The sequence below is a fragment of the Thermosynechococcus sp. HN-54 genome (assembly GCF_023650955.1).
In the GTDB taxonomy this organism is placed as follows: domain Bacteria; phylum Cyanobacteriota; class Cyanobacteriia; order Thermosynechococcales; family Thermosynechococcaceae; genus Thermosynechococcus.
The window spans coordinates 690,783-710,752 of the sequence record NZ_CP098039.1 but is presented as its reverse complement, the minus strand read 5'-3'; the positions used below and the strand labels follow the sequence as shown (position 1 = coordinate 710,752).

Below are 19,970 nucleotides of genomic sequence, written 5' to 3'. Positions count from 1 at the left end.
TTAGGAAGGGGAGACCTGTTGGATGCGTTGGCAAAAGCGAGCGGCAGTTTCAATCAAAACAGGCACAAACTCATGGGCGGCCTGCAAACTAGTGGCCAAAATGGCTGCATCTCGAATGTAATCGTGCACCATTTGATTGCGCAGTTGCCGCATCGTAAACCAAGCGTCCGCATCAGGCACAAGGCCAAGCCGCTCAGCACGGTCAAGGTTTTCTAAAAAAGTTGCCACTGGTTCGCCAAAGGCGCTCAGATAGGCAGGCAAGAGCTTGCTCCCTAGGGTATCCTGAAGGCGACCAAAGCGGGCCACAAAAGCATCCACGCGCTCCGCTAGATCAATATCTTCCTCCAACTGTGCCGCTCGGCGTGCCGTAAATGGCTCCTGAAAGAGGCGTTGATCCGTCACCTGTAGGTGTGCCACTTCTCGCTCCACCAATTCGCAAAGGTGATGCAGCCGTTCCTGAACTTGAGGACTCAACATCGAAGGCGAACTCCCGTTTGTTGTGCCCAATCATGAATGGGCTGCGGCTGGAGATTGGGTGCCCAGAGGAGAATATCCACTTTCCGACCCGCCATGGCGCGGCTGATTTTGGCACTGAGTCGAGCACTGACAAGGGCAGGATTCTCAACGGGTTGGGAGAGCCGGATCAACAAATCCACATCGCCCCCCTTCAGGCGATCGTCCACCCGCGAACCAAACAACCACACCTCGGCCTCGGTACCCACTAGCTCCGCCACCGTCTGGCAAATTTGCTGCACTTGCTGATCCGTTAATCGCAACCTCACTCTCTCCTAAGCCCACAACACCAGTCCCATTTCATAGGGATGACTCAAATAGGCGTGGCGTGGTAGCAGCTGGAGGGCAATCCCTTGGTGGCCGCTACTGTCATAGCTAATCTCAGCGGTGTAAAGGCTATGGCCTTCGGGGGTCGTGCCAGCAAACGTCATCAGGGTGGGGCAGGTCTCCTCTAGGGTACCGGCGTCATTCACCCGCCCTTGGAACAAAATCACCTGTACATCGCTGGGGGAGAGCGCGCCGAGGGCAATCACCGCTTTCACGTCAAGAATTTCATTGACTTCAAGGTTGTGCTCAGCAGAGGTCTCAACACTGATGATCTGAATCGAGTACCAGTGTTCAAAGATATGGGCTTTCCAGCGCGCCAGTTTCTTGGCTGCGGCATAGTTATTTTCCTTGAGAATAAAGTAGCGATCGCTGGCGGGGAAATAGCCCCGATGGGCATACTCGCGCACCATTCGCGCGGTGTTAAACTGAGGTGTATTCAGAGCAAGGGCTGCCTTCATTTTTTGCACCCAGCCACGCGGCACACCATTTTCATCGCGATCGTAAAATAGGGGAATGACATCCCGCTCCAGCCGTTCATAGAGGGCGTTGGCTTCCACTAAATCTTGATAGTGGCGATCGCCATAGGTTTCACCATGGCCAATGGCCCAGCCCGTTTTCACGTAGTCTGCCTCATCCCACCAACCGTCCAACGTACTCAGATTGGGTAGCCCATTCATGGCTGCCTTCATGCCACTGGTGCCGGAGGCCTCTTGGGGACGCAGGGGGGTATTGAGCCAGACATCGCAGCCCGCCACCATCATTTTCGCCACGTGCATATCGTAGTCCGGGATAAAGGCAATGTGGTTGGCCATGCCCTCTTGGCGGGTAAAGTGAATAATTTCCTGAATCAATTCCTTCCCGGGATTGTCCTTGGGGTGCGCCTTCCCCGCAATGACAAATTGGACAATGGGACGCCGCTGTTTGGCGCCTGTTTTCAGCGGGACGGATCCCAATAAAATCCGCCGCAGCCGTTCCACATCCCGCAGAAAGAGCGTAGCCCGCTTATAGGTGGCAAAGCGACGGGCAAAACCAATCGTCAAGGCTGTTGGATCCAGTACCTCTGCGGCTTGTGCCAATTCAGCACTGGAGGCACCCTGTTCGGCGAGCATGCGTTGGAGGCGCGATCGCACAAACATCACCAACTGATAGCGACAAATCTCATGGATACGCCAGAGTTCTTCATCGGGAATACTGCTCACCCGCGACCAGAGGGGATCTGCCAAGGGAGCGTCAGACCACTGCGGGCCAAGGTAAATATCCAGTAGGTATTGCAATGGTTCAGAAACGCGACTACGGGCGTGGACGCCATTGGTAATCGAGGTAATCGGCACCTCCGTCGGCGGCAGATTCGGCCACAGACCTTGGAACATTTGGCGGGAGACTTCGCCATGGAGCGCGCTCACCCCATTGACAAAACTGGCGGTATGAATAGCCAAATTCGCCATGCTAAAGGGTTCCTGAAAAGCCCCTGGATTGACACGGCCTAGGGAGAGAAACTCCTGCTGCGAGAGGTTAAAGGCCTCCGCATAGTGACCCACATAGTACGTCACCTTATCGGCAGGGAAGAGATCAATTCCCGCTGGCACGGGGGTATGGGTGGTAAACAACTGACTGGCCTTGACCACTTGAAGGGCTTCATCATAGGTGAGCTGCTCTTCGGTGATCAGTTGGCGAATCCGTTCTAGGGATAAAAAGGCGGAGTGTCCCTCATTCATGTGATAAACCGTTGGCCGCAATCCCAAGCTGTGGAGCAGACGCACCCCACCAATCCCCAGCAACATCTCTTGATGGATGCGCATGTCCATGTCCCCACCGTAGAGGTAGTCGGTGATCTGCTGATCGTAGGTACTGTTTTCTGGCAAGTTCGTGTCTAAAAGATACAGGGGAACCCGGCCCACCTGAACTTGCCAAACCCGTGCTTGGACTTCTCGATTGGGGTAGTCCACTCGAATCCGATGCTCTTGACCTTGGGGAGTCGTGACGAGCTTGAGGGGCAGGGTATAAAAATCATTGCTGGGATAGCGTTCTTGCTGCCAGCCATCGGCACTGAGATACTGCGAAAAATAACCTTTTTGATAGAGTAGCCCGACGCCCACTAAGGGGAGTCCCAAGTCACTAGCAGATTTGAGATGATCCCCGGCCAACACCCCCAAGCCCCCAGAATAGATTGGTAGGCACTCCGTCAGGCCAAATTCCAACGAAAAATAGGCAATACACTCACCGGGGGGCGCATCGGTGCGCGTTTGCTGATACCACGTCTGCACAGGCTGGACATATTCTTGAAATTGGCTGATCACCCGTTCCATCTGAGCCAAAAAGCCATTGTCGGCAGCGGCATCCAAGAGGCGATCTTGGCGAATACGTCCCAACAGGGCAACGGGATTGTGGTTGGTTTGCTCCCACAGTTCTGGATCGAGCCGCCGAAAGAGGGCGATCGCCTCGGTGTTCCAGGTCCAGTAGAGGTTGTAGGCGAGTTCCCGCAGGGGTTCTAAACGTTGCGGCAAGTGGGGACGAACGTTAAACGTGCGGATGGGCTTCATAGGGGCTGCCAGTGTCGTCGTTTCTATCTTAATTTCCTATGCGCTTTGACTATGATTTGCTGATTGTGGCGGCGAGTCCCTTGGGGTTGGACATTGCCTATCGGTGTGCCGCCTTGGGACGAATTGGTCTTGTGATCCCACCTGCTGATCCGCCGTGGCAGTGGCAGTGGCAACGCTGGTGGTTATCACAGTTTCCCCCCCAAAGGTTGGATAGAGAGCACTGGCAGCACTTTCAAGCTCACCTCGCCCATGGACAGCGACGCTATGCCCCTAGGGTCTTGGAACTGGTGGGGGTAGATGTGATCACAGGGGCAGGGGAATTTGTTTGGCAACCACGCTGTCATTTTCAGGTGGGGGGCGATCGCCTGTATGCCCGCGGCTATCTCCTCCTTGATGCGCCTGCGGCGATGGATCCCGATTGCATGGATCCCCTGAGCCGCATTGAGGCGGCCTGTTGGCACTACTGGTCGGGCCAAACCCCTGATCCGGATTCGCAGAGCCTTCCAGTGGTCACCACAGAGGATGCTTGGTTCAACGATCGCCTGCATGCGGCATTGACTGCTCTCGGTCTCGGCATCCCTTCACAGGGAAGGCGTGAAGCGCCCGATCCAACGCCTTTGAACTTGCACCCCCTGCAGCGGGATAGCCAAGGTTGGCTGCGGCTCAATCGTCAAGGACGCACCAGTCATCCTCAGGTCTATGCCTGTGGCGGTTGGCAACGGGGATACCATTTGCCCTCCCTGACCTACTTTGAGGCCTTTGCGATCGCCCGCAGTATTTTGCAGCGAACAACCATTGCCCTTGATTACTACCGTCACCCTTGGTGGATTGCCTTGCCGCTGCCCATAGCCCGTGTCGGTTGGAATGCTCGCCAAGCCCAGCAGATCCTTAGAGAACCGATTCGCCTGTGGGAAATTCAGCATTGCAGCGCCAATGGCCAGAGTTTGGGGCAGGTGGTGATCAACCGCCAAGGACACCTGTTGGGAGCTACCTTAGTGGGCGGGGAGGCGATCGCCAGCAGTCGTATTTTTAGCCGCTACTTGGATCAGGAGGCCTTTGTTGCCATTACCGATGCCGGTTGGGAACTGGAGTGCCAGCGCCAGCGATCGCCAAAGGCGCGACGTTCGCCCAATTCCGGTAAAGGTTGGGATTCGCCAGCCCCCTGATGCTGCCAGAGGATGGTAAAGGCACCCGCCCCTTCTCCTTGGTGGGGCCAGAGGCGATAGCAGGGAAACGCTGCCAGATGGGATTGATAGGCCGCCAGTGCTGGTACGGGTTGAGGAACCCACTGTGGAAACTTTGCCATGAGCCACGCCGCCACGTCCTCATTTTCATCGCGGCTAAAGGTGCAAGTGCTATAGAGCAGCCATCCCCCCGGACGCACAAGGGCGGTTGCGGCCGCTAGAATGCGCTTTTGTCGTCGTTGGTTGTGACGGATTGTCAGAGGATGGAAGCACCCCTCGGCCTTTTGACCCTTCGCCAGCAGAGATTGCCCAGAGCAGGGGGCATCCACAATCACGACATCGGCAGTGCCTTGGAACTCAGCAGCCAGCACTTCACTATCCCAAGAGGTGACGCCCACGGGATGCACTCGACAGCGTTTGAGATTGCTAATGAGCATCCCCACCCGTTTGCCAATGGTTTCATTACAGATGAGGTAACGGGGTTGGAGCGATCGCCACGCAAACAGGCTCTTGCCACCGGGCGCCGCACACACATCAATCACCAAGGACGGCTCTTGGGGCAGCGTCAGCAGGGGAACTGCTGCAAATACTGACGAGCTATCCAAGCAATAATAAGCCCCGGCGCCATGGAGGGGGTGTTGACCCGTAGGGCTACCCGCAGCAAAGCGACTCACCCAAGGGGGCTGCCACGGCAGGGGCGGTAGGGCATCAAAAGGTAAGGGGGAGGCTGGCTCCCCACACCAAAGCACCGTGGCAGGATAAGCCAACGGCGTAATTAGTGCTTCTAAAAAACGCTCCCGATCGCCCGCCGTCTCAAAAAGGCGGTTGGCACAGGCCACAGCCAATCGGGAGGGCTTGGCCACAGGTTTAGCGGTGGATGGCAATGGCACCTTTGATCGCTTCGGCAAGGGCACGCACACTGGCCACCATGGCCACCTCACTATTGAGTTGGTTCACCGCCGAACCAACCCCCACACCCGCAGCACCGGCAGCGATCGCCAGCGGAATCGTCACGCTAGAAAGACCAGAGGCACACAGCACTGGCACCGAGACGGCGCGGGAAATTTCATAGGCCGCTGCCAAGGTGGGTGCTGCTTTTTCAATGAGACCCAACGTGCCACTGTGGTGGGGCTGGCTACTCGTTCCCCCCTCGGTTTGAATGATATCGGCACCGGCGGCCACCAAGGCCTCAGCAAGGGCAACCTGTTGATCCAAGGGCAGCGTATGGGGCACCGTGACCGACAGCATGATCTGGGGCAGCAACTCGCGAGTTTGGCGCGTCAACGCCAGCACTTCCTCAGCGCTAAATACCCGCCCCTGGGCATAGAAGCTATCGTAGTTACCGATTTCCACCAGATCAGCACCAGCAGCAACGGCATTCAGCAGGAGTAATGGCTCCACCGCCGACACACAGACGGGCAGCGTCGTTAATTCCTTGGCAAGACGCACCAGTTCAGGGTCAGCAGCAATATCCACGAAGGTGGCGCCCCCTTGATCGGCAGCAGTGACCACTGCCCGCACGCGATCGCGATCAAAGTTATTCAGACCACTAATAATCTTGAGAACAGAGCGCTGCTCAAAGGCAGGAGCTAAACGCGGATGCAACATAGACTTGCAACTTTCCATAGTTGGGCATTTTTTTATCCTACAGCCCTTTTCGCAACGACCGTAAGCGATATTTGATAGGGTCGTAGAGTCCTTGACTATCCTTAGCTCCTATGACCGTTCCTGTCACAGTCCTCACTGGCTACCTAGGTGCTGGTAAAACTACCCTCCTCAATCGCATTCTCACCCACGAACACGGCAAGAAGGTGGCCGTCATTGTCAACGAGTTTGGCGAAGTGGGCATTGATCATCAACTGGTGGTCAATACCGATGAAGAAATTTTCGAGATGAACAATGGTTGCATTTGCTGTACGGTGCGCGGCGACTTGATCCGCATCATTGGCAACCTGATGAAGCGACGGCACAAGTTTGACCATCTGGTTATCGAAACCACGGGGCTTGCGGATCCTGCCCCCGTCATCCAAACCTTTTTCATGGATGAGGACATTCGCAGCCAAACCCACCTGGATGCCGTGATTACCGTGGTGGATGCCAAGCACATTCACTACCACTGGGAGGCGGACGAAGCCCAAGAGCAAATTGCCTTTGCCGATGTGATTTTGCTCAATAAAACGGACTTGGTGAGCGAAGCCGACCTCGCCCAGTTGCGCGATCGCATCCATACCATGAACCCCTTGGCCAAGGTGTATTCCACGCAGCAGGCCGCCGTGCCAATGGAGTACATCCTCAATGTCGGCGGCTTTGACCTTGAGCGTGCCCTCGAACTTGACCCAGACTTCCTTGAGGCAGATCACCATGAACACGATGAATCCGTGGGGTCTGTGGCCATTGTTGCCGAAGGAAAATTGGATGGCACCAAGCTGCAAACGTGGCTGACCCACTTGCTGCAAACCCAAGGTCCCGATATTTTCCGCATGAAGGGGATTTTGCATCTGGCGGAGCAGCCCCAGCCCTTTGTCTTTCAGGGGGTGCATATGCTCTTTGATGGTCGTCCCCTCGATCGCCCCCTTGGCCATCAGCGCAATGAACTCATCTTTATTGGCCGTAACCTTGATGAGCGCCAACTCCGCCAAGCCTTTAGGGCGTGTCTCCTTTAGAAGCTAAACGTAGTGCGGATCAACCCTTGGAAAATGGGGCTGTTGGTGGAGCGATTGTTGGCATTGGTAACCGCCATCAGCACGGGTGTAATTGCAATGTTGTCGCTAAGGGGATAGCGGAAAAAGAGTTCATAGTTCGTTTGGGTGGCATCGTTGATGCCCGGGGCTGACGCCAACGAGTTAATAAAGGGTTGACCCACCGCCGCCGCCAACAGAGACCCTTGCGTGAGTAAATCCCGATAAGCCAAACCCGCCATCCATGTTTGCGCCGTGGTCTTCACTTGCCCCCCAGCGGGAATGACAAAGACTCCCGGATCGACCGCAAAAGGCCCCAAGCCACTAATGGTTGCCCCATCCCCATAGAGTTTCATATCGGCGTAGGCATAGCGACCAAAGAGGCCAAACTTGCCAAGGGTGAGTTCCACATTCACACCGCCGGCATTCTGGGAAATGTTCAAGCTTGAGGCGTTGGTATATTGCAGGCGCACGGCAAAGTTGTTCTGTTCATTGGCACCAAAGGCACGGGCAAACTCCAATTCCACAGTTCCCTGATAGGGATCGCCAAACAGACCGCCCCCTGTGGCTACACCTGTAGGTGCTCCCGCCTCAGCAGCAACGTAAACTCCTCGCAGGGTAAAGAACCCTCCCCCCGGATTCCATTGAATACTGACACCTGCTCCACCGGGATCATTGACGGCGTAGGGCACAATCAGCGGGTTGTTGATAAAGAAATTGGAACTAAAATCCGCGAAAGAATCGTTGGCGTAGCTGTTGGTATCGACAATATCACTGGGGTAAAACTGCGGCCCTACACCAATCGTTAAATCCTCTGTGGGCTTGAAGCTGTAGAAAAGACGGAAGAGATTGACGGTTGATCCAACTCCAGCGTAATCCACAGCACCCGCAGCAATTAGCCCACTCGTGCCGATCCCCGTTGCCCCCAAGGTATCCAACCCATTGTTGCCCACTTCAAGGGTGGTGGTCAGTAAGTCCGTACCGCGAAAACTGGTATTGAGGTTGATTTCCACCTTGCTAATCACGGTGGGATTATAGCTGCCCCCAGTAAATGTATTTCCAGAGACGGGGTCAACGACTTGGCGGGTATTCCCCCCCGCTTGAAAGGCCATCACGGCATCGACAGAGAGCTGGGTCGTTGTCGAAAATTGCGTGGCCTCCAGATTAGCAGTGCGGGCTTCGAGGTTATCCACCCGTCCGCGCAGGGTGGCCAGTTCGGCGGCAAATTCCTGAGCTAGGCGTTGCAAAGTGGCTAAATCTTCCTTAGTGGCAAAGCGATCGCTCACCACATCGAGGCAGGCATTCAAAGCCGCCGCCATCTCAAAGCGCGTCAGGGCACGGTTGCCCCCAAAGGTGCCATCGGGATAGCCAGCAATACAGCCGTATTTTTCGACAAGGGAGGCAAGGGCTTGATAGACCCAATCGGTGGGGCGCACATCAGAGAGCTGGGAGACAGAGGTGACCTGTCCCATAGGGGCACTCGGCGGTAGCGGCTGCTGCGTCTGAGAGGGTAATTGGGCAAACGCTGTGGAATGCAGTAGGAAATAGTGAATGCCAAGGGCACCAACCAAGACTGTGCTTAGGGATGTTTGCATGACTGACCTCCTAACCTCACACCGAAAAAACTTAGGGAATGGGTTCCCAAAATGACCCTGAAGGACGAGGCACCCTTGACCAAGGCTGAATAATTTTGGTAACGATTATCATTCTAATCTTTTACTCTGTCAACTCAAGTCTTGGCTAAGGTAGCATTGGGGTTGTCGCTGTGCCTATCTCCCCCCACCGCATCATGGGTGCTCTTCCCCATCAACGCTGGGTGTTCCCGCCCATTGATCCTGAGAGTTGTGACGCCCTGATCCGTGCGCTGGGTTGCACCCCCTCCCTAGCGGAAATTTATCTGCGGCGGGGTCTGACGACTCCTGAAGCGGTGCAGGCCTTTCTCGAACCCGAAACCCTAGAGCTGCCCCCTCCCAATACCGTCTTTCCCGACCTTGATTTAGCGGTGGAATTGCTGCAACGGGCGATCGCCCGCGGCGACAAGATCACCATCTGTGGCGATTATGATGCCGATGGCATGACCAGTACCGCTCTCCTGTTGCGTGCCCTGCGTCATTTGGGAGCCGACATTGACTATGAAATTCCCTCCCGCATGCAGGAAGGCTATGGCATCAATGAGCGGATTGTTCAGGACTGCTACGAGCGGGGCGTGAAACTGATTCTCACGGTGGACAACGGCATTGCTGCCCTCCAGCCCATTCTCAAGGCACGGGAACTAGGACTAACCGTGATCGTAACGGATCACCACGATGTGCCGGCGCAACTGCCCCCTGCCCATGCCATTCTCAATCCAAAGCTGGTTCCGCCAACGTCCCCTTACCATACCCTTGCCGGGGTGGGGATGGCCTATACCCTTGCTTTATCCTTGGCACAGCGATTGGGAAAATGGCGGCAACTGGTGCGGCCTTTGCGGGAACTCTGTACCCTTGGCACGATTGCGGATCTGGCTCCCCTCACAGGGGTGAATCGCCGCTGGGTCAAGCAGGGGCTGCAAACCATTCCCACCTCCTCCCTTGTGGGTGTCCAAGCGCTGATGCAAATGGCCGGCTGTTTACCTGAGCAGGAGACCTCTCTTAAACCCACAGCAGTCGGGTTTCGTCTAGGCCCGCGCATCAACGCCATTGGCCGCATTGGTGATCCCCAAGTGGTGATTGAACTATTGACAACGGACGATCCAGCCCGTGCTCAGGAACTGGCAGCCCTGTGTGAGGAAACGAACCGTCGCCGTCAGGAACTCTGTGCTGAGATTGAAGCGCAGGCGATCGCCCACCTTGAGGCCAGCGGTTTTGATCCGCAGCAGGAGTGGGTGTTAGTCATTGTCCAGCCCGGATGGCACCATGGGGTGATTGGTATTGTTGCCTCGCGCTTGGTGGAGCGCTACGGCGTACCGGTGTTTATTGGCACCTATGAGGATGAGACCACGATTCGCGGCTCAATTCGCAGTATTCCCGAATGCCATGTCTTTGAGGCTCTGGAGGCAACCAAGGATCTTCTCTTGAAATACGGGGGTCATAGGGCTGCGGGTGGTTTTAGTTTGCGGGCAGAGCATTTAGCGGCTTGGCGCGATCGCCTGCGAGCCTTTGCTCAAACCTGTCTTCAGCCTGAGGACTTATGTCCCCTTGTCACGATTGATGCTGAAGTGTCCTTTGACCAGCTAACGTGGGACTTTTATGCCCAAGTGGAGCAACTTCAGCCCTTTGGCAGTGAGAATCCCCAACCCGTTTTTTGCAGTCGCGGGGTCAGGATTCTTGAGCAAGCCCCCATGGGACAGCAGGGGGAGCACCTGAAACTCACCCTAGAACAGAACGGGCGACGGATGATTGCCAAGGCTTGGCGTTGGGGGCAGTTTTTTCCCTTGCCAACCACTGTGGATGTGGCCTATGCCCTAACGGCACACACTTGGAATGGCGAGACTTACGTGGAGCTTGAACTCAAGGGAGTTAAACCCTCACTGACATGGCATGTCCCTGAGCCGCCGAATCATCCCCTGCCTCGTTGGCAATCTCTGCCCCCCTTGACAACGCTGCTACCGCAGTTGCGTGACCATATCTTGCTCTATGGCTATGGCCGCCCTGACGTACCGGCCAACTTAACTACGGCAACCATTCACTATGATCGCCCCCGCGATCGCTGTCGTACCTTGATTTTGTGGTCACTGCCCCCCTCTTCCACCCATTTGCGGTGGCTATTGGCCATTGCTCAGCCGGAAGTCGTGTATGTCGGATGCCAACAGCCTGCGATCGCTGCGGTGACAACTCTCATCCTCTCGATTCAGCGTCACCTCAAGGAAACGAGCAGCCTCAATCTTTTAGCCTTGAGTCAAACCTATTGGATTGCCCCCTGTACGCTTGTGGCAATTCTGCGTCATCTGGGCTACAGTTGCGAAGGATTTGCCCCCACCTTGAGCATTACCGAAGAACTGGCACGATTGCAACGCTGGTATCAACTGCAAGCCAAGGATTTGGCACGGCTAGCGCAAACGTGGGGGACTTCCTAATTCTTGAAAAAGCAATGGCCTACAAATTGCCGCGACGCACCGCCAACAGGAAAATAATCATCGGCCCTGCAATGCCAATCATGGCAATCATGGTCAGTTGGGCAATGACTTCAAAGTTGATATTGCTAAGAAACTCAATAATGCCATTGAAAATTCCCATAGGTTCTCCCCAGCAATCAGCGGTTATCAGTTCGTGATTTTATTTTAGAGCAGGGGGGAGCACTCGCAGCATTTGCTTAATGGGCGCTTGAGCCTTCTTCTCGCATCCCTAAGCTAAACTGTAGGAGCAGCATTCTCGGAACATCGGTCGGTGATGGGCGTGGACAAGCTAGCGGCCTTACGCGATCTCATTGGTGAACTCGATCAAGCCTTGATTGCCTACTCTGGTGGCATTGATAGTACGCTCGTGGCCAAAGTGGCTCAGGATGTCTTGGGCGATCGCGCTGTGGCGGTCACGGCGGTGTCCCCTTCGCTGTTTCCAGCAGATCTAGAAGATGCCCGCATTCAGGCGGCGGCCATTGGTATTCGCCATGAACTCATTGAAACCCATGAACTGGACAATCCCAACTACGCCGCCAACCCCGTGAATCGCTGTTACTTTTGCAAAAGTGAACTCCACGATCGCCTGCGGGAGCTGGCTCAAGCTTGGGGTTATGACTATATCCTCGATGGCGTCAATGCCGATGATCTCCAAGACTATCGCCCCGGTATTGCTGCGGCCAAAGAACGAGGGGTGCGATCGCCCCTTGCTGAGGTAGGGATCACCAAGCTAGAGGTGCGAGAAATTGCCAAATCCCTAGGGCTGCCGTGGTGGAATAAACCCGCCCAACCCTGCCTGAGTTCCCGCTTTCCCTACGGTGAAGAAATTACCCTTGCCAAGCTGCAACGGGTGGGCAATGCCGAATACTACCTGCGCAAGCAGGGCTGGGAGTTGTGCCGTGTCCGTAGTCATGGCGATACGGCTCGCATTGAAGTGCCCCAAGAACAGATTGCCGACTTTGTGACGATGACGGATCTAGAGAAGCTGGTGAACCATTTCCAAGCGCTGGGGTTTACCTATGTCACCTTAGATTTGGAAGGCTTTCGCAGTGGCAAACTTAACGTGGCGATCGGGCGCGATCGCTAACGCGGTTGTAGGGACTCAGGCTCTGGAGAATTTCTCGGCCGTAGCTGCGCTCCGTGAGCCGGCGATCCAAAATCGCCACTAAGGTATCATCCTGACGCACAGGCGCAAGGGCGCGATCCAATATCGTCAAGCACTCTGGCAAGAGATACTGACGAAACCAGTCCTGTTTTTGCTGTTTGTGCCATTCAATCCGTGCACTCACCACTGCCTTTTCCGGTGAGGGGAGAGGCAACGTCGTCAACACCAGAAGGGCGGGGCAGGGCAACTGGGGGCCATGATTTAACCAAAAGGTCTCGCCAGTCACGAGAATCGTATTTGTGTCAAGGGTTGGAGTCTCCACCTGTACCCGTGAACCGTAGAGGGCAGCCAGTTGAGTCGCCAACTGCTCCCGCAGCGGCACATCGCTGACAAGGATCACGGCTCGCTGATGGCCAATCGTGCCAATGAGATCGTAGAGACGCCGCAGGACGGCTGGGGCAAATTCTGGGGTGTTGGGCAGCGGTAAATCTTCAGCAATGGAGAGCGTAATCGCTTCGCTGTGGCGATCGCCAGCAAATTTAATCGTCGTTTGGGGAGAGATGCCCAATTCCTGTTGCACATAGGCCAAGGGCGGGTCCGTCTCCGGCCCACTACCAATCAGAACAAAGGGCGCTTGCGACCAAAGGCTCTGGAAATAGGGGCGCAAATTCAGGGGATGCCCCTGAAGCGTAAAGTAGCCCACCGTCGGGTGGCGGCGTCCCCAGATGACCGTGTCACTGCGGTTGAGGTATTCGCGCAGTTGTGACCATTGGGGGGGCAGCCCTTGGGGGCATTGATTGAGTAACTCAAGCAGCGGTTGTTGTTCCGTTGGCGTCAGCAGGTAATCGCCATAGGGGTTGTGAGGCCGTTGCAAGAGATGCTGCACCAACTGAGCATAGACCTGTCGAATGGTATCAACTGCACCGGGAAGCGCCAGTTTCAAATGTTCCCAATCGCGGGTGGTGATTGTACAAGTCATCTGCTGCTGGGCAATTTGCGGCAGGGTTTCAATGCCATCGATCAGGGTGACGACGTTGGGGTGAGCAGTGGCTTGGGCACACCAGTCCTCTAAGCTCATCACCAGTACTCCCTCAAAGGCCGGCTGCGGGCAGGGGCTATGCTGAATTGGTTTAGTGACGGCAAGAAAGGTGAGGAGTTCAGGAATTTCTTGATGCAGCAGCCGCGGCAGTCGTTCTTGGGGGACAACCAGCAGCGCCGGTTCGGGGTACAACAGCAGGGGCAGCAGATAACTGAGGCCATAGCGGTGCTGCAAAACTGCCCGCTGGGTCACCTGAAGTAAGCACCCCCGCCGCAAGCGCAGGGCACGGGCGACCAACCGCGCCAATGTCAGATGGTGAGGCCACTGGCGATCGCCACTGCTGCGTAAAAATGCTCGTAATTGGCGGTGAACCTCTGCCTCAATCACAATCTGCTCGCTTTGCGACAACAATCCCCTATTGTGGCACGTTAGCCTTGATCTGGTCGTTGTTTGAGTCGCTCTTTGAGGGCATTTCGCGCCTCCTCGCGATCGTCAAAGTGGACTTTTTCAGTGCCGAGGATTTGGTAGTCCTCATGGCCCTTACCCGCAATAATCACCCCATCACCGGGCGCCGCTGTCAGAATCGCTTGGAGAATCGCTTGGCGGCGATCGACCTCAACAATCATCGGTGTTTGCGGCGGGATACCGGCAAGGATGTCATCGAGAATGCGGCGAGGATCCTCAGTGCGCGGATTATCGGATGTAACTACCACTTGATCCGCAAGGCGAGCGGCAATGGCTCCCATTTGGGGACGTTTCGTGCGATCGCGATCGCCCCCACAGCCAAAGACACAGATCAGCTTGCCGGGAATAAAGGGACGAGCCGCCTTCAGCAAGTTCTCGAGGCTATCGGGGGTGTGGGCATAATCCACCAGTACAGTAATGTCCTGTTCTGGGCTGAGGCGCACCTGCTCCATGCGACCCGGCACCCCCGGAAAGTCGCGAATGGCTTTGAGCATCGATTCTAGGGGGAGTCCCACCGCTGCGCCCATGGCGATCGCCGCCAGCACATTGGCGACATTAAACTGTCCCACCAAGGGCGAGTCTAGGGTGCCGCTACCCATGGGGGTATGGACTGTGCCCGTCACGCCATTGACGCGATAGTTGAGATCCTCAGCCCGAAAATCGGCATCCCCGCTTAGGCCATAGATCCAGTAGCGATCGCGAGGCAACTGTTGAGCCAGTCGCTGGCCAAAAGGATCATCCCCATTGAGAATTGCTCGACCCTTGAGATAGTCAGCAGTAAAGAGCTTGGCCTTAGCGGCAAAATAGTCCTCCAGATCGCGGTGATAGTCCAGATGATCTTGGGTCAAGTTGGTAAAAGCCGCCACCTCAAACTGGCAGCCCCACACCCGATCCTGCGCCAAGGCATGGGAACTCACCTCCATGACCGCAAACCGACAGCCTGCTGCGACTGCGGCCGCCAATTGTTCCTGAAGGGTGACCGCAAAGGGCGTCGTATGACTGGCAATTTCACAGTGTCCCGGCCACCGACTGTAGAGTGTGCCCAAGAGTGCCGTTGGATAGCCCACATGATTGAGGAGGTGCTCCACCAAGTGGGTGGTGGTTGTTTTGCCATTGGTGCCCGTAACCCCCAAGAGGCTGAGATGCTGACTGGGATAACCATAAAATGCTGCAGCTAGCCGGCCACAAGCCCGTTCAACATCGGGCACGACAATCACACAGGCATCCCCTTCAGGGGGTTTAGCGTGGGGAGATACGACTGCGGCAATCGCCCCTGCTGCCAAGGCACTCGGCCAAAAATTGCCCCCGTCCACCCGCGTGCCGGGCATACCAATAAACAACGAGCCACGCTGACACTCCCAAGAATTCGTACTCAGGGACTTCACCTCTTGATCGAGGGCAGGATGCTCAAAGCTGGGGGTAATTGCTGCCGCCCTCAGGAGTTCCCGTAGATTCATGGCTGTCCATCTCCAGTGATAGGCCGTTTAGGGTATTGTGGCACTACGGCACTCGCCTGTGAAAGATACGGAAATGAACCCCCCCTGCATAGGTGGATGAGGAATTCTGCGAGAGGAGTTCAAGCCTCTAGAAAGGCACGTACCAGTTTCTGAAGTGTCTTAAGTTGCACTAAAAGCGCATGGACGGTAGCGGATTGGCGTAGTTGCTCAACACAGCAAGTGACGGCAGTTACGGGCTGTCTCCCTAGCATCCTGTGACAGTTTTTGGCCAAAGCTTGCGTTTTGTTAAAATTCCGATAATCTAGTTCATAAAAATCCGAATAATAACATGTCATTAAGGTGTGGGTGTTGGGTGATGAGTGAGTGGCACAAAGTAGAGTGGAACATGGATGACCAAGAATGGCAAGCGATCGCCAATTCTCGCCGCCAAATTGAACAGTCTTGGCACCGAACAATTCATCGGGTTCAAGTCCCCTTAAGACCCTCCGCGAAACCTTTAGACGAAATCGCAATGCCCGCGGTTTCCCGTCCCCGTTCGATTCAACCCATTGGCATTCAACCTTGGCAAGCGGAATTCACGAAAGAACGATTTGCCTCCCGTTCGCGACTCCCCCTAAAACGGTCACAGGTGGAACTGCCGCAGTTTGCCAGCCGTCGTTAGAGCACTCCCAATTTCTCTCAGATTACGAGGTCTAAGATTATGTGTGGCATTGTTGGTTATATTGGCCCACAGCGAGCAGCCCAAGTCCTGCTTCAGGGGCTGCAAAAGCTGGAATATCGCGGCTATGATTCCGCTGGCATTGCCACACTCAATGAGGGGGAACTCCTCTGTGTGCGCGCCAAGGGCAAACTCCACAACTTGGCTGAGAAGGTCGAACAACTTGACATTATTGCCCATGTTGGCATTGGCCACACCCGTTGGGCAACCCACGGTAAACCTGAAGAGCACAATGCCCACCCCCATCGGGATAGTCGCGATCGCCTAGCCGTCGTGCAAAATGGTATTATTGAGAACTACCGCGAATTGCGGGAGCAACTCCAAGGGCGGGGGCACATTTTCCGCTCCGAGACCGATACAGAAGTTATCCCTCACCTGATTGCGGAAGCGTTGCCTGAGACCCCTACCGCCAACGGACTTTTAGAGGCCGTGTGCCAAGCGGTACATCAATTGGAAGGCGCGTTCGCGATCGCCGTCATTTGTGCTGACTATCCCGATGAACTGATTGTGGCTCGGCAACAGGCGCCTCTTGTGATTGGTTTTGGCCAAGGGGAATTCTTCTGTGCCTCCGATACCCCAGCTCTCATTCCCTACACTCGTGCTGTGTTGCCCCTAGAAAATGGTGAACTCGCTCGGCTGACGCCCACAGGGGTTGAAGTCTATGACTTTGAGGGACATCGCCTAGGCAAAACGCCCCGCACCCTCAACTGGAACCCGGTCATGGTGGAGAAGCAGGGCTTCAAACACTACATGCTCAAGGAAATCTATGAGCAGCCGGGGGTAGTGCGCACCTGTTTAGAGGACTACTTACGAGCCGATTGGGAAATTGACAGTCCCTTTAGCCCTGTGCAGTTGAACCTAGACCCCAGCCTCCTCGAAAATCTCCAGCACATTCAAATTGTTGCCTGTGGAACCAGTTGGCACGCTGGCCTTGTCGGTAAATATCTTCTTGAACAAATTGCCCAGATTCCCACCAGTGTGCAATATGCCTCAGAGTTTCGCTATGCGCCGCCGCCGCTGCTGCCCAATACTCTCACCATTGGTGTCACCCAATCCGGGGAAACAGCAGACACCCTTGCGGCCCTAGAGATGGAACTGAAACGCCGCCAAGGCTTGCAGGGCAACCTTCAACCCCGCTTGTTGGGGATTACGAATCGTCCAGAAAGTAGTCTTGGGCATCTGGTTCCCCACATTATTGATACCCGTGCCGGTATTGAAATTGGCGTGGCCGCCACAAAAACCTTTGTTGCCCAACTGATGGCTTTCTATTTACTGACCTTGGAGTTAGCATGGCAGCGCCAGTCTTGCGATCGCGCCCGTTTGGCAGAACTCGTGGTTGGTCTGCGGCAATTACCCGCCCAGATGGAGCAAATTTTAGAGAGCCAAGAACGCTACATTGAAGCTCTCTCCCATGATTTTTCCGAAACCCAAGACTTTATCTTTTTGGGACGCGGCATCAACTTTCCCATTGCCCTCGAAGGTGCCCTCAAACTCAAGGAAATTAGCTATATCCATGCCGAAGGGTATCCTGCGGGTGAGATGAAACATGGTCCGATCGCCCTGCTCGATGCCAAAGTGCCAGTGGTCACGATCGCCATGCCCGGCAGTGTCTTTGAGAAAGTCCTCTCCAATGCCCAAGAAGCCCGTGCCCGCGATGCCCGCCTCATTGGTGTCACCCCCCTTGACGAGGCCGAAGCCCAGCACACCTTTGATAACCTCTTACCCGTGCCCGAGGTTGATGAGCTGCTCTCCCCTATCCTGACGGTGATGCCCCTGCAACTGTTGGCGTATCACATTGCTGCCCGCCGTGGCTTAGATGTGGATCAACCCCGCAACCTCGCTAAGTCAGTTACTGTTGAGTAGTCTATTCAGGGCAGCTAATGTTCGATGATGAATCCCTGAATCAACAATCCATTGATCGAATCGAAGGATTCTGACTCATCCTTTGTGAATTTAGGATAGCGGGATGCTCAGCATCCTCATCGGATAAAGATCAGTGGAGATGCAATCAAACACTGTAGCCCTCTAGCTAATAAACAACCCCACCGAAAAACTTGTGGTCACCCTCTTGTTGGATAATTAATTTCTCAAAGATAATAATGAATCACTTAAGGCAATGCTTAAGTCAAGTTCAGTAAATTATCTTCTTCATGGGTTGAGATCACACAATCGGACGTGGGATAGGCGGCACACAGAAGCACAAAGCCCGCATCCAACTCTTTAGGTTTCAAAAAGGAGTGATCCGATTGATCCACAGTGCCCTTGATAATTCGCCCGGCACAGTTGACACAAGCACCAGCACGACAGGAGTAGGGCAGAGCAACACCTTGAGCTTCGGCAGCATCAAGAATGTACTCGTCGGCATGAACACGAATTGTTTTATTTAGACCCTTTGCTTCGTTGACCAAGGTGACATTATAAACTTTGCTGTGATCCCGCTTTGTCATCCAAGTTCTCCTAAAACTTGCTTTTGAAATGCCTGTCTGTTTGTCCGCTTAACTCATGACTTTAGAGTGATCGCAACTGCGCAGGCCATCATAGAACGCATTTCACCACCTCTTTTATTCTAGCAAACCGACTCAAGTGAGCGACTGTTCTGCCCGATTGTTTATACTTTGAAACCATTGATTCAAGCAATACAGGATCTCGGTTGAGCTAATTTCGGGGTTGAGTGGCCGGCGGCGATCCCTGCGGTTGACTGGGAGAAACCCCCGATCGCCAAACTGCTCCTGCGATAATGGCAATAACCACAAGGGCAATCGCCCCTAGAGCAACTAGCCCTGTTTTTGATCCGTGACTCTCTTTTTCATGAACGGTTTCTTTGTTATTGGTGGTGGGCTGGCTTTCGTTCTCGCCGGCCAAGGTTTCCTTCGCCACTTCTGGCTCACTATGTAACTGGGTCGCCGCCGCTACTACCAATTCACGGTTGGGGGCTCGCCGCAGTTCACCGCTCAACTCCATGCCCACCAAGGTTTCCTTAGCACCCCGCAAATCGGATTTAATACTCTGGAAGGCAATGGATTGCAGATATTGGCTGAACTCAGTATCCGCCATTGAGAGCATCAGATAAGAGGCCTTGGCCTTGCGACCAAAGAGAATCACATCCCCATGCTGCAATTCATGACTGGTGATGCGCTTGCCATTGACAAAGGTGCCGTTGGTACTGGGCTTACCATTGGCATTGCCATCCACAAGGCGATAGCGATAGCTAGTGGTGCCGGGGACGGGCACCCGCAGGAGAATGGCGTGCTGGCGGGAAACGGTTTCAAAGTCAATGACAATGGCGTTACTCTCATCGCGCCCAATGGAGTAGGCAGCTGCATCCAACGCAATTGCCCGCCGGCCACCAACGGTATTCAAAATCAAGACGTGACGTTCTTGTTGCAGGCTATTCATTCCATGTATCCCCCGTGTTTCAACAGCCTTCAAGCAATTCTCTCCTTTGCAAACCCCAATACCCCCTGCCTTTTTCTTTAGTTGGGGCAGGAGCGCTAGAAAACGTGACACTTCAACAAGTGGTCTAGGCTGTGGGCTTACTTCTACCTTTGCCTGTCTCACCTAGGGGTGCTGTGATATTGATCACATTTAAGAGGGTTTTTAGGGAGCGCTATAAATCGTAACAAGTCGTTATCCTTAACCCCACTGCCAGAAAAGCAGCCTAGAATTAATTTGGTTACTGTGGATTCAATGGTGCTTGGAGTTTGTTCCTATGGCCACGGATTTTAATCGCGGCATTATGAAGTTTGATGGCGCCGACAGCCCAGCCATGATCGCGATTTCTGCTGTTTTGATTCTTGGCTTTATTGCCGCACTGATTTGGTGGGCATTGCACACGGCCTACGCCTAAATAC

At 54.7% G+C, this 19,970-nt stretch carries 17 protein-coding genes; 6 read left to right on the top strand and 11 right to left on the bottom strand.

Annotated features, from left to right (window positions below):
* From NBE99_RS03420 to NBE99_RS03400, 5 genes are all read right to left on the bottom strand, one after another.
* The gene (locus NBE99_RS03420; RefSeq protein ID WP_250683100.1) at positions 1 to 477 is read right to left on the bottom strand and encodes a hypothetical protein; all 477 of its coding nucleotides are present in this window, start codon (positions 475 to 477) and stop codon (positions 1 to 3) included.
* A complete protein-coding gene (locus NBE99_RS03415) occupies positions 471 to 782 on the bottom strand; it encodes a nucleotidyltransferase domain-containing protein (RefSeq protein ID WP_250683099.1) in 312 nt (103 codons plus the stop codon). The genes NBE99_RS03420 and NBE99_RS03415 overlap by 7 nt, the downstream gene beginning before the upstream one ends.
* A gap of 6 nt (positions 783 to 788) precedes the next feature.
* Positions 789 to 3,380 (bottom strand): alpha-glucan family phosphorylase, encoded by a 2,592-nt coding sequence (glgP, locus tag NBE99_RS03410; RefSeq protein WP_250683098.1) that lies wholly within the window; start codon positions 3,378 to 3,380, stop codon positions 789 to 791.
* A 1,045-nt stretch (positions 3,381 to 4,425) separates the two neighbouring features.
* Entirely contained in the window at positions 4,426 to 5,454 is a 1,029-nt protein-coding gene (locus tag NBE99_RS03405) for an RsmB/NOP family class I SAM-dependent RNA methyltransferase (RefSeq protein ID WP_250683097.1), read from the bottom strand.
* Positions 5,432 to 6,172: a DUF561 domain-containing protein gene (locus tag NBE99_RS03400; protein WP_250683096.1), complete on the bottom strand. Its 741-nt coding sequence runs from the start codon at positions 6,170 to 6,172 to the stop codon at positions 5,432 to 5,434. The genes NBE99_RS03405 and NBE99_RS03400 overlap by 23 nt, the downstream gene beginning before the upstream one ends.
* Before the next feature lie 110 nt (positions 6,173 to 6,282).
* Here NBE99_RS03400 and NBE99_RS03395 point away from each other — a divergent pair, with 110 nt between their 5' ends.
* Positions 6,283 to 7,227: a GTP-binding protein gene (locus NBE99_RS03395; RefSeq protein ID WP_250683095.1), complete on the top strand. Its 945-nt coding sequence runs from the start codon at positions 6,283 to 6,285 to the stop codon at positions 7,225 to 7,227.
* Here NBE99_RS03395 and NBE99_RS03390 read toward each other — a convergent pair.
* Positions 7,224 to 8,837 carry an iron uptake porin gene (locus tag NBE99_RS03390; protein ID WP_250683094.1) on the bottom strand — a complete coding sequence of 538 codons (1,614 nt, stop codon included), beginning with the start codon at positions 8,835 to 8,837 and terminating at the stop codon, positions 7,224 to 7,226. The two genes, NBE99_RS03395 and NBE99_RS03390, sit on opposite strands and share 4 nt — an antisense overlap.
* Before the next feature lie 194 nt (positions 8,838 to 9,031).
* Here NBE99_RS03390 and recJ point away from each other — a divergent pair, with 194 nt between their 5' ends.
* Entirely contained in the window at positions 9,032 to 11,296 is a 2,265-nt protein-coding gene (gene recJ / locus NBE99_RS03385) for a single-stranded-DNA-specific exonuclease RecJ (RefSeq protein WP_250683685.1), read from the top strand.
* A gap of 19 nt (positions 11,297 to 11,315) precedes the next feature.
* Here recJ and psb30 read toward each other — a convergent pair whose 3' ends face one another.
* Positions 11,316 to 11,456 (bottom strand): photosystem II reaction center protein Ycf12/Psb30, encoded by a 141-nt coding sequence (psb30, locus tag NBE99_RS03380; protein ID WP_011057084.1) that lies wholly within the window; start codon positions 11,454 to 11,456, stop codon positions 11,316 to 11,318.
* Positions 11,457 to 11,609: 153 nt separating this feature from the next.
* On the opposite strand from psb30, the gene larE reads away from it, so the two are divergent.
* Positions 11,610 to 12,422: an ATP-dependent sacrificial sulfur transferase LarE gene (gene larE / locus NBE99_RS03375; RefSeq protein ID WP_250683093.1), complete on the top strand. Its 813-nt coding sequence runs from the start codon at positions 11,610 to 11,612 to the stop codon at positions 12,420 to 12,422.
* Here the strand turns inward: larE and NBE99_RS03370 are convergent.
* Entirely contained in the window at positions 12,394 to 13,887 is a 1,494-nt protein-coding gene (locus NBE99_RS03370; RefSeq protein ID WP_250683092.1) for a helicase C-terminal domain-containing protein, read from the bottom strand. The two genes, larE and NBE99_RS03370, sit on opposite strands and share 29 nt — an antisense overlap.
* A gap of 20 nt (positions 13,888 to 13,907) precedes the next feature.
* Entirely contained in the window at positions 13,908 to 15,401 is a 1,494-nt protein-coding gene (locus tag NBE99_RS03365) for a UDP-N-acetylmuramoyl-L-alanyl-D-glutamate--2,6-diaminopimelate ligase (RefSeq protein WP_250683091.1), read from the bottom strand.
* A gap of 355 nt (positions 15,402 to 15,756) precedes the next feature.
* Here NBE99_RS03365 and NBE99_RS03360 point away from each other — a divergent pair, with 355 nt between their 5' ends.
* Complete coding sequence (locus NBE99_RS03360; RefSeq protein ID WP_250683090.1) at positions 15,757 to 16,062, top strand: hypothetical protein; 306 nt, start codon at positions 15,757 to 15,759, stop codon at positions 16,060 to 16,062.
* A gap of 39 nt (positions 16,063 to 16,101) precedes the next feature.
* Complete coding sequence (gene glmS, locus NBE99_RS03355) at positions 16,102 to 17,982, top strand: glutamine--fructose-6-phosphate transaminase (isomerizing) (RefSeq protein WP_250683089.1); 1,881 nt, start codon at positions 16,102 to 16,104, stop codon at positions 17,980 to 17,982.
* A 257-nt stretch (positions 17,983 to 18,239) separates the two neighbouring features.
* Here glmS and NBE99_RS03350 read toward each other — a convergent pair whose 3' ends face one another.
* Both NBE99_RS03350 and NBE99_RS03345 read right to left on the bottom strand, forming a co-directional pair.
* Positions 18,240 to 18,566: a 2Fe-2S iron-sulfur cluster-binding protein gene (locus NBE99_RS03350; RefSeq protein ID WP_250683088.1), complete on the bottom strand. Its 327-nt coding sequence runs from the start codon at positions 18,564 to 18,566 to the stop codon at positions 18,240 to 18,242.
* A gap of 208 nt (positions 18,567 to 18,774) precedes the next feature.
* Positions 18,775 to 19,515, bottom strand: a complete 741-nt coding sequence (locus NBE99_RS03345; RefSeq protein ID WP_250683087.1) for an FHA domain-containing protein — start codon at positions 19,513 to 19,515, stop codon at positions 18,775 to 18,777.
* 313 nt (positions 19,516 to 19,828) lie between these two features.
* On the opposite strand from NBE99_RS03345, the gene NBE99_RS03340 reads away from it, so the two are divergent.
* On the top strand, positions 19,829 to 19,966 hold the full coding sequence (locus tag NBE99_RS03340; protein WP_024125599.1) for a hypothetical protein: 138 nt from the start codon (positions 19,829 to 19,831) through the stop codon (positions 19,964 to 19,966).
* Positions 19,967 to 19,970: the final 4 nt, after the last annotated feature.

Excerpts from the sequence above, each read along its gene's own strand:
- NBE99_RS03400 (WP_250683096.1), bottom strand. The coding sequence starts at position 6,172 with ATGTTGCATCCGCGTTTAGCTCCTGCCTTTGAGCAGCGCTCTGTTCTC.
- NBE99_RS03350 (WP_250683088.1), bottom strand. The coding sequence starts at position 18,566 with ATGACAAAGCGGGATCACAGCAAAGTTTATAATGTCACCTTGGTCAAC.
- NBE99_RS03345 (WP_250683087.1), bottom strand. The coding sequence starts at position 19,515 with ATGAATAGCCTGCAACAAGAACGTCACGTCTTGATTTTGAATACCGTT.
- larE (WP_250683093.1), top strand. The coding sequence starts at position 11,610 with ATGGGCGTGGACAAGCTAGCGGCCTTACGCGATCTCATTGGTGAACTC.
- glmS (WP_250683089.1), top strand. The coding sequence starts at position 16,102 with ATGTGTGGCATTGTTGGTTATATTGGCCCACAGCGAGCAGCCCAAGTC.
- psb30 (WP_011057084.1), bottom strand. The coding sequence starts at position 11,456 with ATGGGAATTTTCAATGGCATTATTGAGTTTCTTAGCAATATCAACTTT.
- NBE99_RS03390 (WP_250683094.1), bottom strand. The coding sequence starts at position 8,837 with ATGCAAACATCCCTAAGCACAGTCTTGGTTGGTGCCCTTGGCATTCAC.
- recJ (WP_250683685.1), top strand. The coding sequence starts at position 9,032 with ATGGGTGCTCTTCCCCATCAACGCTGGGTGTTCCCGCCCATTGATCCT.
- glgP (WP_250683098.1), bottom strand. The coding sequence starts at position 3,380 with ATGAAGCCCATCCGCACGTTTAACGTTCGTCCCCACTTGCCGCAACGT.
- NBE99_RS03395 (WP_250683095.1), top strand. The coding sequence starts at position 6,283 with ATGACCGTTCCTGTCACAGTCCTCACTGGCTACCTAGGTGCTGGTAAA.
- NBE99_RS03340 (WP_024125599.1), top strand. The coding sequence starts at position 19,829 with ATGGCCACGGATTTTAATCGCGGCATTATGAAGTTTGATGGCGCCGAC.
- NBE99_RS03365 (WP_250683091.1), bottom strand. The coding sequence starts at position 15,401 with ATGAATCTACGGGAACTCCTGAGGGCGGCAGCAATTACCCCCAGCTTT.
- NBE99_RS03360 (WP_250683090.1), top strand. The coding sequence starts at position 15,757 with ATGAGTGAGTGGCACAAAGTAGAGTGGAACATGGATGACCAAGAATGG.
- NBE99_RS03420 (WP_250683100.1), bottom strand. The coding sequence starts at position 477 with ATGTTGAGTCCTCAAGTTCAGGAACGGCTGCATCACCTTTGCGAATTG.